At 60.3% G+C, this 15913-nt stretch carries 15 protein-coding genes; 11 read left to right on the forward strand and 4 right to left on the reverse strand.

Going from position 1 to position 15913, the window contains the following annotated elements; all coding sequences use genetic code 11:
- Positions 1-2 precede the first annotated feature (2 nt).
- From RQP54_RS03315 to RQP54_RS03335, 5 genes are all read left to right on the forward strand, one after another.
- Positions 3-995 carry an oligopeptide/dipeptide ABC transporter ATP-binding protein gene (locus RQP54_RS03315; protein ID WP_315676745.1) on the forward strand — a complete coding sequence of 331 codons (993 nt, stop codon included), beginning with the start codon at positions 3-5 and terminating at the stop codon, positions 993-995.
- Positions 988-1983, forward strand: coding sequence for a murein tripeptide/oligopeptide ABC transporter ATP binding protein OppF (gene oppF / locus RQP54_RS03320; RefSeq protein WP_315676746.1), 996 nt, complete (start codon positions 988-990; stop codon positions 1981-1983). The genes RQP54_RS03315 and oppF overlap by 8 nt, the downstream gene beginning before the upstream one ends.
- Positions 1984-2064: 81 nt before the next feature.
- Entirely contained in the window at positions 2065-2517 is a 453-nt protein-coding gene (locus RQP54_RS03325) for an FKBP-type peptidyl-prolyl cis-trans isomerase (protein WP_315676747.1), read from the forward strand.
- Between the two features lie 175 nt (positions 2518-2692).
- Positions 2693-4930 (forward strand): SLC26A/SulP transporter family protein, encoded by a 2238-nt coding sequence (locus RQP54_RS03330; protein ID WP_315676748.1) that lies wholly within the window; start codon positions 2693-2695, stop codon positions 4928-4930.
- Positions 4931-5521: 591 nt separating this feature from the next.
- Positions 5522-5800, forward strand: a complete 279-nt coding sequence (locus RQP54_RS03335; RefSeq protein ID WP_315676749.1) for a hypothetical protein — start codon at positions 5522-5524, stop codon at positions 5798-5800.
- On the opposite strand, the gene RQP54_RS03340 is transcribed toward RQP54_RS03335, so the two are convergent.
- Positions 5797-6303, reverse strand: coding sequence for a hypothetical protein (locus RQP54_RS03340; RefSeq protein ID WP_315676750.1), 507 nt, complete (start codon positions 6301-6303; stop codon positions 5797-5799). The genes RQP54_RS03335 and RQP54_RS03340 overlap by 4 nt on opposite strands.
- Before the next feature lie 86 nt (positions 6304-6389).
- On the opposite strand from RQP54_RS03340, the gene RQP54_RS03345 reads away from it, so the two are divergent.
- Positions 6390-6788, forward strand: coding sequence for a hypothetical protein (locus RQP54_RS03345; RefSeq protein ID WP_315676751.1), 399 nt, complete (start codon positions 6390-6392; stop codon positions 6786-6788).
- Positions 6789-6818: 30 nt separating this feature from the next.
- Here RQP54_RS03345 and RQP54_RS03350 read toward each other — a convergent pair whose 3' ends face one another.
- From RQP54_RS03350 to RQP54_RS03360, 3 genes are read right to left on the reverse strand one after another with little or no spacing between them, the layout of a single operon-like run.
- Positions 6819-7505: an HAD family hydrolase gene (locus RQP54_RS03350; RefSeq protein ID WP_315676752.1), complete on the reverse strand. Its 687-nt coding sequence runs from the start codon at positions 7503-7505 to the stop codon at positions 6819-6821.
- Positions 7502-8848: an aspartate aminotransferase family protein gene (locus RQP54_RS03355; RefSeq protein ID WP_315676753.1), complete on the reverse strand. Its 1347-nt coding sequence runs from the start codon at positions 8846-8848 to the stop codon at positions 7502-7504. Before RQP54_RS03355 ends, RQP54_RS03350 begins: the two co-directional genes overlap by 4 nt.
- Positions 8838-9563, reverse strand: coding sequence for an FCD domain-containing protein (locus RQP54_RS03360; RefSeq protein ID WP_315676754.1), 726 nt, complete (start codon positions 9561-9563; stop codon positions 8838-8840). The genes RQP54_RS03355 and RQP54_RS03360 overlap by 11 nt, the downstream gene beginning before the upstream one ends.
- Positions 9564-9707: 144 nt before the next feature.
- On the opposite strand from RQP54_RS03360, the gene RQP54_RS03365 reads away from it, so the two are divergent.
- From RQP54_RS03365 to RQP54_RS03385, 5 genes are all read left to right on the forward strand, one after another.
- The gene (locus RQP54_RS03365; RefSeq protein WP_409997522.1) at positions 9708-10739 is read left to right on the forward strand and encodes a putative 2-aminoethylphosphonate ABC transporter substrate-binding protein; all 1032 of its coding nucleotides are present in this window, start codon (positions 9708-9710) and stop codon (positions 10737-10739) included.
- 62 nt (positions 10740-10801) lie between these two features.
- Positions 10802-11893, forward strand: coding sequence for a putative 2-aminoethylphosphonate ABC transporter ATP-binding protein (locus RQP54_RS03370; protein WP_315676755.1), 1092 nt, complete (start codon positions 10802-10804; stop codon positions 11891-11893).
- Between the two features lie 13 nt (positions 11894-11906).
- Complete coding sequence (locus tag RQP54_RS03375; protein ID WP_315676756.1) at positions 11907-13562, forward strand: putative 2-aminoethylphosphonate ABC transporter permease subunit; 1656 nt, start codon at positions 11907-11909, stop codon at positions 13560-13562.
- Between the two features lie 13 nt (positions 13563-13575).
- Positions 13576-14688 (forward strand): 2-aminoethylphosphonate--pyruvate transaminase, encoded by a 1113-nt coding sequence (locus RQP54_RS03380; RefSeq protein WP_315677741.1) that lies wholly within the window; start codon positions 13576-13578, stop codon positions 14686-14688.
- Positions 14685-15911, forward strand: coding sequence for an FAD-binding oxidoreductase (locus RQP54_RS03385; RefSeq protein ID WP_315676757.1), 1227 nt, complete (start codon positions 14685-14687; stop codon positions 15909-15911). The genes RQP54_RS03380 and RQP54_RS03385 overlap by 4 nt, the downstream gene beginning before the upstream one ends.
- Positions 15912-15913 lie beyond the last annotated feature (2 nt).

A 15913-nucleotide genomic window follows, 5' to 3' on the forward strand; every position in this document is an offset into this window, starting at 1 on the left:
ACATGGCCTTACTCGAAGTCAAGAACCTCGGCGTGCAATTCGCCACCCAGGACGGCACCGTCTTTGCCGTCAACGGACTCAACTTCTCCCTCGACAAGGGCCAGACCCTGGGCATCGTCGGTGAGAGCGGCTCGGGCAAGAGCCAGAGCGTGCTGGCCATGATGGGCCTGCTGGCCAAGAACGGGAAGGCCACGGGCCAGGTGCTGTACCAGGGCCGCGACCTGCTGACATTGAGCGCGGCCGAGCTCAACCGCATCCGCGGCAACCGCATGGCCATGATCTTCCAGGACCCCATGACCTCGCTGAACCCCTACCTCACGGTGGAGCGGCAGATGACCGAGGTGCTGCAGTTCCACAAAGGCATGGACCGCCGATCAGCCCGCCTGCAGGCCATCCGCCTGCTCGAAGCCGTGAAGATCCCCGAAGCGGCACGGCGCGTGGACATGTACCCGCACGAGTTTTCCGGCGGCATGCGCCAGCGCGTGATGATCGCCATGGCCCTGCTGTGCGAACCCGAAGTGCTGGTGGCCGACGAGCCCACCACGGCCCTGGACGTGACCGTGCAGGCCCAGATCCTGGCGCTGCTGCGTGAACTGCAGCGCGACTTCGGCACCGCCATCGTCATGATCACGCACGACCTGGGCGTGGTGGCCGGCCTGTGCGACGAGGTGCTGGTGCTGTACGGCGGGCGCGTCATGGAACAAGGGGATGCCAACCACATCTTCCACCACCCCAGCCACCCCTACACCCAGGGCCTGCTGCGCGCCATTCCGCGCATGGACGGCCAGCACGAGCACCTGCTCGCCATCCCCGGCACACCCCCGAACATGGCCCGCCCGCCCAAGGGTTGCCCCTTTGCCCCGCGCTGCGCCTACGCCCAGGACGCCTGTGCCCAGACCCCACCCACCCTGCAAGCCACCGGACCCTCCGGCGCCTTGCGCGCCTGCCACCGCCCGGTGCAGGACCTGACCGCCCCGGAGCACGCCCATGCCTGACGCCCGCACTCCCCTGCTGTCCGTGCGCGACGTGCACGTGGAATTCCCCATCAAGGCCGGCAACGACTGGCCCTGGACACCCAAGCGCACGCTCAAGGCCGTGGGCGGTGTCAGCCTGGACCTGTACCCCGGTGAAACGCTGGGCGTGGTGGGCGAGTCGGGCTGCGGCAAGTCCACGCTGGCGCGCGCCATCCTCAACCTGAACCCGGCCACCCGTGGCTCCATCCGCTGGGAAGGCAAGGAGATGGCTGGGGCACCGGCCGAGCAGTGGCTGGCCCTGCGCCGCGACGTGCAGATGATCTTCCAGGACCCGCTGGCCAGCCTGAACCCGCGCATGACCGTGGCCCAGATCATTGCCGAGCCGCTGCGCACCCACCACCCCGAGCTGCCGAACGATGAAGTCATGGCGCGCGTGCGCGCCATCATGGACCGCGTGGGGCTGACGCCGCAGCAGATCAACCGCTACCCGCACGAGTTTTCGGGTGGCCAGTGCCAGCGCATCGGCATTGCCCGCGCGCTGATCCTCAAGCCGAAACTCATCGTCTGCGACGAGCCGGTGTCGGCGCTGGACGTGTCGATCCAGGCCCAGATCATCAACCTGCTGCAGGAGCTGCAGCAGGAAATGGGCCTGGCGCTGATCTTCATCGCCCACGACCTGGCCGTGGTGCGCCACATCAGCCACCGCGTGATGGTGATGTACCTGGGCCGCGCCATGGAAGAGGCCCAGCGCGACACCCTGTACGCCACACCGCGCCACCCCTACACCCAGGCGCTGCTGTCGGCCATCCCCATCCCCGACCCGGACAAGGAACGCGGCAAGACCATCCAGCTGCTGCAGGGCGACCTGCCCTCGCCCCTGAACCCGCCCAGCGGCTGCGTGTTCCGCACCCGCTGCCCGCAGGTGCAGGAGCGCTGCGCCCAGACCGTGCCCACGCTGGCCGACACCGACGTGGGCAGCCGCGCGGCCTGCCTGCGCACCGTCGCCTGAGCGCCCTTTTTTCGGGTAAAAATGGCCTTCTGCCCCCGCAAAACCTGCGTGGGGAGCTACTTTTTCCATAGCAACACAGATATGCACCAACACTTCACCCGCACCACCACCGCCCTGGCCCTGGGCCTGACCCTGCTCAGCGCCCAGGCGCAGACCGCCACCGATCCCCTGTTGGCCGCGGCCAAGGAACCCGGCGCCGTCACCACCGCCAGCGGCCTGGTGTACCGAAGCCTGGCCGAGGGTACGGGTGCCAGCCCCACCGCCAGTGACCGCGTCAAGGTGCACTACAAGGGCACCTTCCCCGATGGCCGCGAGTTCGACAGCTCGTACAAGCGCGGCACGCCCATCGAGTTCCCCCTGAGCGGCGTCATCCCCTGCTGGACCGAAGGCGTGCAGAAGATGAAGGTGGGTAGCAAGGCCAAGCTCACCTGCCCGGCCTCCATTGCCTACGGCTCGCGCGGTGCCGGCGGCGTGATTCCGCCCAATGCCACCTTGCAGTTCGAGGTGGAGTTGCTGGGCATCAACGGCAAGTAAACCGGTGCATGGAGCGCCTGGCCGTTTTTTCGGCCAGCGCTTCTGCAGAACCGCAAGCCCCCCGGCTGGCGTACAGTCACCATGCGGGTAGTGCTGCTTTTCGCCTGGCCGCAAAGGCAGCATCGACGCCATTCACGTGCAACTGCGTTGGGTTGAACACTGCGGGAAGCTCACCATGAACGTTCTGTCGCGCATTCCACCGGGACTCGTCGGCGATTTCTGGGGCGGGCTTGCCGCCATGCTGGTGGCCCTGCCCTCGGCGATCGCGTTCGGCGTCACCATCTTCTCGCCACTGGGCGGCGCATACGCGGCCTACGGCGCGCTGGCCGGCATCCTGGGGGTTACGGCCCTGGGCCTGGTCGCACCGGCCATGGGCGGTACCCAGCGGCTGATCACGGCCCCCTGCGCACCTGCCGCCGCCGTGTTGTCGGCCTTTGCCATCGAGTTCATGCGCACCGGTGCGACGCCGCAGACGGTGCTGTTCCTGCTGATGGCCATTGGACTGCTCTCGGGCGCGCTGCAGGTGCTCTACGGCACGATCGGCCTGGGACGGCTGATCAAGTACATGCCCTATCCGGTCGTCAGCGGCTACCTGTCGGGCGTCGGCCTGATCATCATCGGCAGCCAGCTGCCTAAGCTCCTTGGCGTACCCGGCGGCCAAGGTTTCTGGCAGGCGCTGGTCCATGTCGATGGATGGCAGTGGCAGGCCATCGTGGTCGGCCTGGTCACGGCCGGCACCATGGTGGGCGGGCCACGCCTGACCCAGCGCGTGCCCGCGGTGATCCTGGCCCTGGGCGCCGGCATGCTCAGCTACTTCGGTCTGGGGCTGATCGACCCTGCCCTGCTGGTGGTCGAGGGCAACGCACTGATTGTCGGCCCCATGGGCGGTGGCGCGGGCGGCAGTGCTGGTGGCTTTGCCGAGGCATTCGCCGGCCGTCTCGCGTCGGTACAAGGCATTGACCTGGCGCAGCTGCACTCCTTGCTGGTGCCGGCACTCACCCTGTCCGTGCTGCTGTCGATCGATACGCTCAAGACCTGTGTGGTGCTGGATGCGATGACACGCACGCGGCACAACTCGAACCGCGAACTGGTCGGCCAGGGCCTGGGCAACCTGGCCTCAGGCCTGGTGGGCGGCATTCCCGGCGCCGGCACCATGGGCGCGACGCTGGTGAACATGTCCAGTGGCGCCGTCAGTCGGCTCTCGGGGGTGATGGAAGGCGCACTGGCCCTGCTCGCCTTCCTGTTGCTGGGGCGCCTGATCGCTTGGGTGCCGATTGCCGCCCTGGCCGCGATTCTCATCGTCATTGGCGTGCGCATGATCGACCGCCACAGCTTTGCCCTGGTGAAGACCCGGCACACGGTGCTCGATTTCGTCGTCATCCTCGCGGTGGTGGGGGTGGCCTTGTTCGTCGGCCTGATTCCGGCATCGGGCACCGGCATTGCGCTGGCGATCCTGCTGTTCATCCGCGAGCAGCTCGGCGCATCCATCGTGCGGCGCAAGATTCTGGGCAACCAGAGCTTTTCGAAGCGCACCCGCCCCGAAGACGAGATGCGGATTCTTGCCGCCGAGGGCGGGCAGGCGGTCATCATCGAACTGCAAGGAAGCCTGTTCTTCGGAACCACCGACCAGCTCTACTCGGTGCTGGAAGACGAAATCAAGACGCGCAAGTACATCGTGCTGGACATGCGCCGGGTGCAAACCATCGACATCACCGCCGCCCACTTGCTGGAGCAGGTGCGCGACATGATGTCCGAGAAGAACGGCTTCCTGGTGTACAGCCACCTGCCGACGCGGCTGCCCTCGGGTCAGAACATGCAGCAGTATGTGAACCAGACCGGATTGGCGCCCTACAAGAGCGCAGCGCGCGTGTTCGACGACATTGACGAGGCCAAAGGCTGGATCGAGAACCGCATCCTCAAGGAGGTGGCCGGCCGACTGAATGATGTGCCGGCCAAGGAGGTCGAGGAAGCCCCCCTGCAACTGCACGAATTCGAGCTGTTCAAGGCCCGAAAAGAGGACACCCTGATCGAGCTGGACGCACTCCTGGTACGCGCCAGCCACGCCAAGGGCGAAAGGATCTTCTCGCGCGGCGACCCGGGCGGCCAGCTGTTCTTGGTACGCAAGGGACTGGTGCACTTCTCCATCCCTCTCGGCAGCGGACAAGTCCGTAGCCTCAACATGTGCGGCCGTGGCGCCTTCTTCGGCGAACTGACGTTCCTGGATGGCGGCACCCACTCCGTGGACGCTACGGCGTTCAGCGATGTGGAGCTGTTCGTGCTGTCACGCAGCGCCTTCGACGCCTTTGCGGAACAGCACCGAAAAGCAGCGCTGAAGCTGATCGAGGGCCTGGCCAGTACCCTCACCATTCGCGTTCGCCACCTCACCGGCGAGGTGGTGGCGCTGGAGTCCTGAACAGACGGTGTTTTCTCGCCGGCGTGGGGGGAATCTCGATGCAAAACAAAGGAATTTTTCCCGATTGCGTCGACTTCAAGGCTGTTAGCTGTCGCCTACCAGTTCAACGCCAACTCACACAATCGCCCCAAAGCGGGATTTGGGCAGCTCTAACTCACTGGCCCTTTGCAGACGTTTCTCGTTCGCAATTTTTGACAGCTAAATTTCCATCACATTTGCGCACAGGGTGTGTCATTGCTTAATAGGCATGCACATGGCAACAGTCCGCACCATTACGTGCTTTAACAAAGTTTTCCAGTAGTTATCCACACCGTTGAACACAGACGCTGTGGATAAAGATTGGATCCCCAGTTCAATCAAAACTCCTTTGCAGATACGGCAAAAACTGCTGTGACCCCGTGCAGGCATACGCTGGCCGACGGCGCAAACGTCCCTCGCCAGCGCGCAAAACAGCCCTTCAGTGTGACGCGCTGATGACATTTTTCTTGCGAGTTTATGAATTTGAATGGGCACTCAAAATTTGCCTCTCAGGCACATATTGCAACGCAACAATTCAACATTAAGATGGGACGAAATGTCTGGAGAAGTTCGATGCGCGCCATCAAGAAAACCCGCCTCTACATAGAGCACAACCCGGATTCCGAAGCGGCCAAATTGCTGGCTCGCTTGGTACTTTCACTTGAAAGAGAGACCGAATTCCCGGTATCGGATTTGTACAAGCTGGACTTTGATCGCTTCAAACTCGCACTGAATTTATTGGACGAGTGGAGACTAGATAGGTACTACGCTGGCAAAGGGCGCTTGTTCGACGTGTCGTTCCAAATGCACAACATGCAGCCCCCTGAAGCCGGGACCTCGACCAATTCCTAGGCAGCGTTTGGATGACCTTGGAGTCTCTGCTGCCCATGCTGTATCGGTGATGGACGGTGATCGGCGATCACGATGTCTTGTTCGGATGTAATAAGCACTGGCCATGCGATTCCCGGCTTGAAATAGCACAGGCAGGGTTCCGGCTCAGTGCAGGGAAAGGCCCAGCGGGCATTGGGGTAGTGCCAAGCCGAACCATCGGGAAGTTGAACTTCGGCGTCACACTCAAAATACTGACCGCGCTGGACGGGATAGATGTGCAGTAACCCTGGGGACATGATTTCCAAATGTGCAGCAGTTTTTGCGTCCGTCCAAGCTTGCTTCGCATTGCTCACATGCATGCAGTACAGCGCGCAGAGTGCGGCTGCAATCCAGCACAGGTCGTCATCAAGAAAAAAAGCCAAAGCCCAACTCAGGGACAGCAGTCCGAACCCGCAAACGAGTGCATAACCCCGATCGTAATGGACCCGTATGGCTTCTAGTTGTGCGCTTGGGTTGGCGTTCATGGTGTGGCCTGTTGTGAGTAGTTGCGTCACATAAATGTCGAATTGTTTTGTGACAATTTCATAACAACACTTCAGCAACTTGCAGCATGACAACACAAGACAAACGCCGCCATTCCCGCTCACAGTTCTTTCTGTTGCACAAGGATGGTCAACCTCTGCCGGTCTACGCATTCAGAGATGAACTTGACCTGGTCGCAATTCCCGCATTGCTGCTCGACATGGGCGCGGGTGGAGTACAGGTTCTGACGACAGCAGACGATGCTCCAGTTGCTGGCACCTATGACCTAGAGGTACGGCACTCGGAACTGCTAGACGCAGAGATGCCGCGCGTCAGGATAGTTAAAGCCTGGCAACGCCAAGACGGGATCAATGTAAGGACGGGATTCGCTTTCAGTGACTGCCAAGAGGTACAGAACCTTCTTGGTAAATGCTTGGCAGCTTCTGAACACCATTTGTTGCGCTGTGTGTTGCACCCATCGGAATAGGGTCGCGACACGAAAGAATGACATTGCCCGCTAGCGAAACAATTCAACAATTTCCCAGTTTCGCTCCTGTGCGATACGACGCAGCGCATCGTCGGGATTGGTCGCAACAGGCTTGTCGACCGCTTCAAGTAATGGAAGGTCGTTGATCGAGTCCGAATAGAAGGTTGTGCGCGTGATGGCCATGTCCAGACCACGTGAACGTAGCCACTGCTCTACACGAGCAACTTTTCCTTCCCTGAACGAAGGAACCCCCGAGATGCCTCCGGTGTAGCCGCCAGTGTTGGCATCTATTTCCAAGTCCACCGCGATTAGGTGTTCAATGCCGAACAGCGGTGCGATCGGTCTGGTCACAAACTCATTTGTCGCCGTGACTAGTACTATCGTATCGCCCAACTCCTGGTGCTTTTTCACCAAAGACAAAGCAGCCGGCATTATCACCGGGGCTATAACATCCGAGACGTATGCAGAGCGTGCGTTGAGGCACTCTTCGCGACTTCGTATACGCAGCGCCCTCGTTGCAAACTCTATGTATTCGTGGATATCAAGCGTGCCGTTTTTGTATTGTGAGTAGAACTGATCATTGCGACTCGCAAATTGATCTGGATCCACCCAACCCAGCATCACAGTGTAGGTTCCCCAGCTGAAATCCGAATCCATAGGGATCAGGGTGTGATCAAGATCGAAGAACGCGAAACTTGGAGTGGACTGTGATTTCATTTGCTTTCAGCTTGAATTGCATTAACCACACACTGCGCTGCCCACAGCATGTCTTCGTCCGATACGTTCAGCGGCGGAGACAGCACCAAAACGGATCCCTGCCCAACCTTGAAGGACAAACCGTTGCTGAGGCACCGATAGAGCACCGCCTCAGCCATATCTGACGCGCTGCGATTTGGGATGCTTTGCATTTCGATGCCAATGAGAAGTCCCAGCCCGCGAACCTCGCGCACACTGGGCAAACACCGGGTCCCGTCGGTTAGCAGTTGCTTTAGCTTCAGGCCTTTCTGAGTTGACTTGATAAGCAATTGCTCGTCATCCAACGTATCTAGAACCGCTACTGCCGCAGCACATGCCACTGGATTTTTCTCGTGGGTGTAGTGCCCCAGCGAAATATGCTGTGCCACGTCAAACTCAGCACGGGCCAACAGCGCCGCTAGTGGCATGCTGGCACCCCCCAGACCCTTGCCGAGGACTAGCATGTCCGGCTCTATGCCGTAGTGCTCAATGGCAAACAATGTGCCAGTGCGCCCCAGCGCGATGGGAATTTCGTCGACGATAAGCAAGGCACCATGTCGGTCACAAATCGCGCGCAGTTGACGGTAGTAATTGGGCGGAGGAATCTGCACATCCGTGCAGCGGATGGTTTCCACCACCACAGCTGCCACATCACCTTCCTTGCGCATGCAGTAATCGATGTAGTCCACACAGCGCAAGGTACAGGTGCCACCGCATCCCAACGCGCATGCCCCTGGATCGCAGGGTGGAACGTGCATTGCGCCACTCATCAGCGGGCCCATGCCAGCGCGAAAGACTGATTCGCCACCCAGAGAGATGGCATCGAGCGACGCGCCATGGAACGAGTCCCACATTGAAATCGTCTTGAATCGCCCGGTTACAACCCGTGCGAGCTTGATCGCCATGCCTATGGCGGAGGTACCACCCGGGGCAAACAACGCCTTGGCATTGCCCATCGGGGCTGCCGAGCAAAGTCGCCGCGCCAGATCGATGGCGTGGTGATTAGTGTAGCGCCTCGGGCAAAAAGCCAACTCCTCCAGGGTGGCGGTCATGGCAGCAACCACATGAGGGTGTGCATAACCAACTTGGTGCAGGCTGTTGCCATGGAAATCCAGAATGCGACGCCCCTGTACATCGGTCAGCCACGAGCCCTGAGCCTGCTGCAACACATTCAGGCATGGAGTGGACATTGATTGGTGAAAGAACCAACGAGCGTCTTCATCCAACAATGCCTGGGTGGTTGTGTCAATGTGATCCCGCGCCCAGGCCTGTCGGCGCGGCCCTATGTTCACATCGCCCTCGGAAACGTCGGCGCTATTGGTCATCGCTCACCCCTGCCAACTCCCCATCCTTGATCATGCGCTGCCTTCCGCCATGTGCATGGGCAAAGAGGGCGTTTGCACATGCTTCGGCGTCGCCCTTCTCTATCAGGTCGACGATCTGGGCATGCTCCTTGGCGAAGTTGATGATCGCGCTGGGAGCATAGAGATTGCGCTTACGAAACAATGCCAGTTGCTTGGCTACCTTGCGGTAGGTGTCGGTCAGGGCCTGGTTTCCAGCAAAAAAAACCAGTTCGTCGTGGAAGCGCAGGTTGAGACTATGGAATGCCTCTACGTCTGACTCCTTGACGCGGCGCATCTGGTTGGTGAGGCTGCGCAGAGTGGCGAGTTGTTTCTTGCTGATGCTGCCACAGAGCAATCGCCCGGCCGTGGCGTCCAAGCCGGCGCGCAGGTCATACAACTGCGCCGCCTCTGACAACGCAATCTTGCGCACGAAAGTTCCTCGGTTTCGCTCTAGCTTGAACAAACCGCCCATTTCCAATAGCCGAATAGCTTCTCGCAATGGACCGCGCGAAACCCCGAACTTGCGTGCCAGCTCGACTTCGTTAAGACGCTCCCCAGGCAGCAAGTCCCCACGCACGACCATGTCCTCGATGGAGTCTGCAATGAGGCGCGTGACTGGGGTAGTGCGTAGCAGTTCCAGTGCTTCAGCACGATCTATTTCAACTGTTTCGTTCATGGCAATGACTACAAAGTTCATGCCAGTTTAATGGAAATTGACAACTGCAAACTGTCAACAGTTTGTCACAAACGCTCACTACGATTGCGCCCAGGACGCTTGCGAAGCCGTTGGGCGCGGAGTGTTCTGAATGCCCACCGACCGATTCTCTAACGGAGTTGTTACATGTTCATGAAAACCAACCTGAAGACCCTTGCCATGGCCTGCGCCCTGGTCCTGGGCTGCAGTCAGGCCATTGCTCAGAAGGCCACACTCAACGTCTATACCGCCCTGGAAACCGACCAACTCAAGGCCTATCAGGAATCCTTCAACAAGTCTTACCCTGATGTCGAAATCAAGTGGACACGCGACTCCACCGGCATCATTACTGCCAAGCTCCTCGCCGAGAAGTCAAAGCCGGTGGCCGATGTCATCATGGGCGTGGCAGCCTCCAGCATGGTGGTTTTTGACAAGGAAGGCATGCTAGAAGGCTACGCCCCTGCCAACCTGAAGGAAATCAACCCTCGCTTCAAGGCTGCCAGCAACCCACCGACCTGGGTGGGTATGGATGTATGGGGTGCCGCAGTTTGCTACAACACAGTGGAAGCTGCCAAGCTGGGGTTACCAAAGATCGAATCATGGAAAGACCTCACCCGCCCGGAATTCAAGGGCAAGGTGGTCATGCCCAACCCCAACTCCTCGGGAACGGGATTTCTGGATGTAACCGCCTGGCTGCAAATGTTTGGCGACAAGGCCGGCTGGGAGTTCATGGACAAGTTGCACGACAACATCGCCGTGTACACCCACTCGGGCTCCAAGCCTTGCGTTATGGCCGGCACTGGCGAATTTCCGGTGGGCATTTCCTTCGAATATCGCGCTAATGTTGTGAAGTCCAAGGGCGCCCCCATCGACGTGGTGTTCCCCAAAGAAGGGCTAGGGTGGGATGTAGAAGCCATTGCCATGGTCAAGGGCACCTCCCAGGCCGCCGCTGCCAAGAAGCTGCTTGACTGGGCCAGTACCCGCGAAGCCAATGAGTTGTACGCCAAGAACTTTGCCATCACTGCCATTCCCGGCATTGCCACCAAGCTCGAGCACGTGCCAGCTGACTATGAAAAGCGTCTGGTCAAGAACGACTTCCAGTGGATGGGCAAGCACCGTGACGCAGTGCTGACCGAGTGGCAAAACCGATACGCGACCAAATCCGAGCCCAAGAAATAAGGGCATCCCGAACGTCCTGACTCTGGGGCGCCAAAGCGGCGCCCCATTTTTGACTGACCCGCATGGCATACCTGCAACTAGAAACTATCACCAAGCACTTTGCTAGGCAAAGGGTGCTATCTGAGGTGTCGCTGGACATTGAGGAGGGCGAGTTTGTGGTGCTGCTTGGACCGTCTGGTTGCGGCAAGACCACGCTGCTGCGGGTGATTGCCGGGCTTGAGCAGCAAAGTGCTGGCCGGGTGCTGCTGCGGGGCCGCGACATCAGTGCACTACCCCCTGCAGAACGCGACTATGGCATCGTCTTCCAGTCGTATGCGCTGTTTCCTAACCTCACGGTGGCAGAAAATATTGGCTACGGCATCCACGGGGCTGGTACCGAGCGGCAGGCGCGGGCTCAGCGCGTGGCGCAGATGCTCGAACTGGTGGGCCTGCCTGGGCTCGAGCAGCGCTACCCAGCTCAACTATCTGGCGGGCAACAGCAGCGCGTCGCAATTGCCCGAGCCCTGGCCACTGCGCCGGGACTGCTGCTTCTCGATGAGCCGCTATCGGCACTGGATGCGATCGAGCGTGTGCGCCTTCGCACCGAAATCCAGAAGCTACAAAAGCGTTTGGGTGTAACCACCATCATGGTCACACATGACCAGGAGGAGGCGCTGGCGGTGGCCGACCGCATCGTGGTCATGCAAGGTGGGCGCATTGAGCAGTGCGGTACGCCGCACGCTATTTATGCCCAGCCTGCCACCGAATTCGTCGCAGGCTTCGTCGGGCGGATGAACCACATTCGTGCCATGGCCACCAGCGCGCACCGAGCGAACTGCGGCAACCTGGAGCTCCCGAGCACGCGCCAACTGCGCTTAGGCGAGCCTTACCGTTTTGGAGTGCGCCCTGAAGATGTGCAGATCCTTGGTGCCACCGAGCCCGATGCTTCTAGCCATTTTGCCAAAGTACTCAAAGTTGAATACCTGGGGCCGCACACAGTGATGCGTCTGGCCGTCCGTGGCTGCGATGGGCTCGAACTGCAGGCGCTGCTGGAAAGCCGCGAACTGGCCGAGTTGTCCATCAAGGAAGACTCCATGGTGCGAATCCGTATTCCGGGTGATCGAGTGCATAGCCTGTCCGAAAGTCCTGCGCGCGAGGCCATGGGCGCTACCTGAAAGCATCAAGGCCATGAAAAAAAATTTTTCGGCCGGTACGATCGCGCTGGTCGGCTTGGTGGGCCTTCAGTTGGTGTTTCTACTAGCTCCGGTGGGTGCACTGGTGCGCAAGAGCATTCAGTCACCCGCAGGTGACTGGACCCTGACACCATTTCTGGAATTCCTATGCAGTCCGGGCATTGGCGAGGCCGCATTCAACACGGCCTGGGTAGCCATGTGTGTGGTGCTGCTGACAGTACCAACGGCTTTCCTCTATGCCTATGCCATTCTGCGTACGGCCATTCCGCTCAAGGGCTTGTGGCGCATTCTGGGTCTGGCCGCGCTGCTGGGCCCGTCGTTGGTCGGGGCCGTCGCTTTCATCCAGTGGTTCGGCAACCAAGGCGTCTTCAAGCCGCTGATGGGCAACCTGTCAATCTACGGTCCATTGGGCATCATTCTGGGAACGTCGTTTGCCGCGTTTCCGCACGCATTGCTCATACTGCTGGTCGCTCTGGCCAGCGCAGACGGGCGCCTTTACGAGGCGGCCCGCGCCATGGGGGCAAGTTCGTGGAAGGTATTCACCACTATCACCCTGCCGTCCGCGCGCTACGGCCTCGTGAGCGCTTGCATGGTGGTGTTTGCCTATTCGGTCAGCGAGTTTGGCGTGCCCAAGGTCATTGGCGGTAATTTCAAAGTGCTGGCGGTGGAAATCTACATTCAGGCGGTGGGTCTGCAGAATTTCGCCCGGGGTGGCATGGTGGCGCTGATGCTGCTGCTGCCGGTGGTGTTGGCCAGTGCAGTCGAGGTGTTTCTGCGCCACACTAACCGCACGGCCCTGGGTGCACGTGCTACGCCACTGCAAATCCTGCCCAGCCTGGGGCGCGACGCGTTCTTCTTTGCTTACGTGTTCTCTTTGGCCACCGTATTTTTGGGCATGCTGGCCATGACCGTGTACTCAGCCGTCATCAAGTTCTGGCCCTACAACCTCAACCTGACCTGGGACCATTTCCGCTACGGGCTCACTGACGCTGGCGTCGGCCATGCCTTCGCCAACAGCCTGCAGTTGGCCCTTGCCACGGCGCTCATCGGCACACCGCTGGCGTTCCTGGGGGCCTACCTCGCCGAAAAAACCGCGGCTGGCAGCAACGTCCTGGGCGCGGTCTACCGATTCATGGCGCTCTTGCCCATGGGTGTTCCCGGACTAGCGTTGGGCCTGGGCGCCATCCTTGTGTTCAACCAGGCCGACAGCCCGCTGTCCGTGATGTACCGCACCATGGGTTTGCTGGTAGCCATCACGGTAGTGCATTTCTTTGCGGCCAGTCATGTCAGTGCAACGTCTGCGCTGCGCGCATTGGATCGTGAGTTTGAGGCCATTTCTGCCTCGCTGAAAGTGCCGCAGTGGAAGACCTTCTGGCGAGTTACGTTGCCCGTGTGCCTGCCCGCTGTGCTGGACATTTTTCGCTACCTGTTCATCAACGCCATGACTACGGTGTCTGCCGTGGTCTTCCTGTACGCCCCCGAAACGCTGCCGGCTACCGTGGCCATCATCAATCTGGATGAAGCCGGGGAACTGGGACCGGCTGCCGCCATGGCGACATTGATCATGCTGGCCAACCTGGTGTTCAGCGCTGCCCATGCCGCCCTCGGCCATCTTTTATTGCGCCGTCACCACGCCTGGCGCACCCGTTAATCTGGAGAAAACAATGTATCGATTCGACCGAGACGCACTGCTGCTGACGCCCGGACCCCTGACAACGTCCCTTCGCACCAAGCAGGCCATGCTGCATGACCACGGTTCCTGGGACTCGGGCTTCAATGGCATCACCGCTGAGGTCTGCAAAGAGTTGCTGCGAATCGCCCAAGGTCAGGACACCCACGTATGCGTTCCGCTGCAAGGCAGCGGTACCTTTGCGGTCGAGGCTGCACTAGGAACACTGGTGCCGCGCCAAGGCAAGGTGCTGGTTCCGAACAACGGTGCCTACTGTGCGCGCATAGTCAAGATCCTGCACTACCTTGGACGAGAAACTGTGGAACTCGTCTTCCCGGAAGATCAACAGGCCGACCCTCAATCGATCGCCGTAGCTCTGCAGCGTGATCCGGCCATCACCCATGTGGCGCTGGTGCACTGCGAAACGGGGGCCGGCATTCTCAACCCATTGACCGACATCGCTGACGTGGTGAAGGCCGAAGGTCGACGCTTGATCGTGGATGCAATGAGTTCCTTCGGTGCGCTAGAAATAGATGTGCAGCGCCTGTCTATCCAGGCGTTGATCGCTGCAACCGGCAAGTGTCTGGAAGGCGTGCCAGGAATGGGCTTCGTGATTGCCGAACGCCAGAGTCTGCTAGATGCCCAAGGAAACTGCCATTCACTGGCACTGGACCTGTGTGATCAGTGGCAATACCTTCAGAAAACAGGGCAGTGGCGCTTCACCCCGCCCACCCACGTAGTAGCCGCCTTGCGTGAAGCTATTGTCCAGTTCCACGAGGAAGGTGGGCGGAGTGCTCGGCTCGCACGCTACAGCGCCAATTGCGATGCATTGGTCCACGGCATGACACAACTTGGCATCAAGCCTTTCTTGAGTGAATCAGTGCAAGCGCCCATCATCGTCACCTTCCATGCACCGGAGCATCCTGAATATGCTTTCAAGGCCTTGTACGAACACGTGCGCGCACAAGGTTTCATTCTGTACCCGGGAAAACTTACACAGACCGAGACGTTCCGCGTTGGCTGCATCGGAGCCATTGATGCGCACGACATGGCCAAGGCCGTGGCCGCCATTGGGCATAGCTTGCGCGCGCTGCAGTGGCTAGCGTGACGCGCGACATCCTCATCGTTGGTGCCGGTATCGTCGGCGCGGCTGTCGCCTGGCAACTGGCTCGTATGGGGCACGGTCACCGCGTACTGGTACTGGATCGCGGCTTGCCGATGGCGGGCTCCACCAGTCGAGCTGCGGCACTGGTCACACTGCTGCGCTCCGAACCGATGCAAATCGCCATGGCACAGGAAACGTTGGCGGCTATCGGGCACTTCGAGAGGCTGATGCCAGGCTCTGTAGGTCATCATCCCGTGGGCTCCTTGCACGTGGTCACGCGTGAACAACTGCCAGCATTTCGAGCTCAGCTGGATACCTGCAGTGCGCTGGGGATACGTACCCAATGGGTTGACGCATCCTATGCCCGTGACCGTGCGCCTTGGTTGCATGTGCCGCCGGATGCGGATGTCTTGCATGTACAGGACGATTGCTACGTAGATGCCTACCAGCTGGGCATGGCCTATCTGCAGGCTGCGCAAAAAGGCGGGGTGGCGCTGCAGCTGCAAACGCCAGTGACCAGGTTGGACGTGCGAGAAAGAATCCTGTGTGGAGTGGAACTGTCCAGTGGCGAATGCATCGCTGCCAGCCATGTGGTGATGGCAGCAGGCTCCTGGAGCAACTTACTCACCACACCCGCCGGGGTGCCACTGCCAATGGCACCGGTGCGCAGCCAGTACTGGATTACGGCTCCATCACTGGCCATTCCCCACGACAGTGCGATTGTTTTCATGCCAGCCATCAAGGCCTACGCGCGACCGGAAGTCGGCGGCTTGCTCTTCGGCTTGCGCGAAGCGCACTCCGCGGTGGCCGATGCCCGGCACCTACCCCAGGATCTGGAAGGCTTTGCCTTTGACACCCAGGACCCACAAGGCTGGAACAACCTTGCCCAAGGCGCCACTGCGCTAGAGGCGTACTGGCCAGGACTGGAGCATGCCCCCATTGCGCACTACGTCAGTGGGCCCAGCAACTACACAATTGACCGCCAACTGATACTGGGAGCCGCCAGCACGCTGCCAGGCTTGTGGGTGGCTTCGGGATGCAATGGTTCTGGTATCACCTTTGCCGCCGGCATGGGTCGTCTTTTGGCGCAACAACTGTTGGGCTCCGACCCACCGTGGCTGGACGGCACACACATGGCGCCGCAGCGCTTCGATAGCTTCGACCCCTACGACACGGCCTTCTTGTCCGCTTGCGCCGCTGCGCGCTCAGGCAAGGCCACAGGTTAACT

Source organism: Curvibacter sp. APW13 (assembly GCF_032337135.1).
In the GTDB taxonomy this organism is placed as follows: domain Bacteria; phylum Pseudomonadota; class Gammaproteobacteria; order Burkholderiales; family Burkholderiaceae_C; genus Allorhodoferax.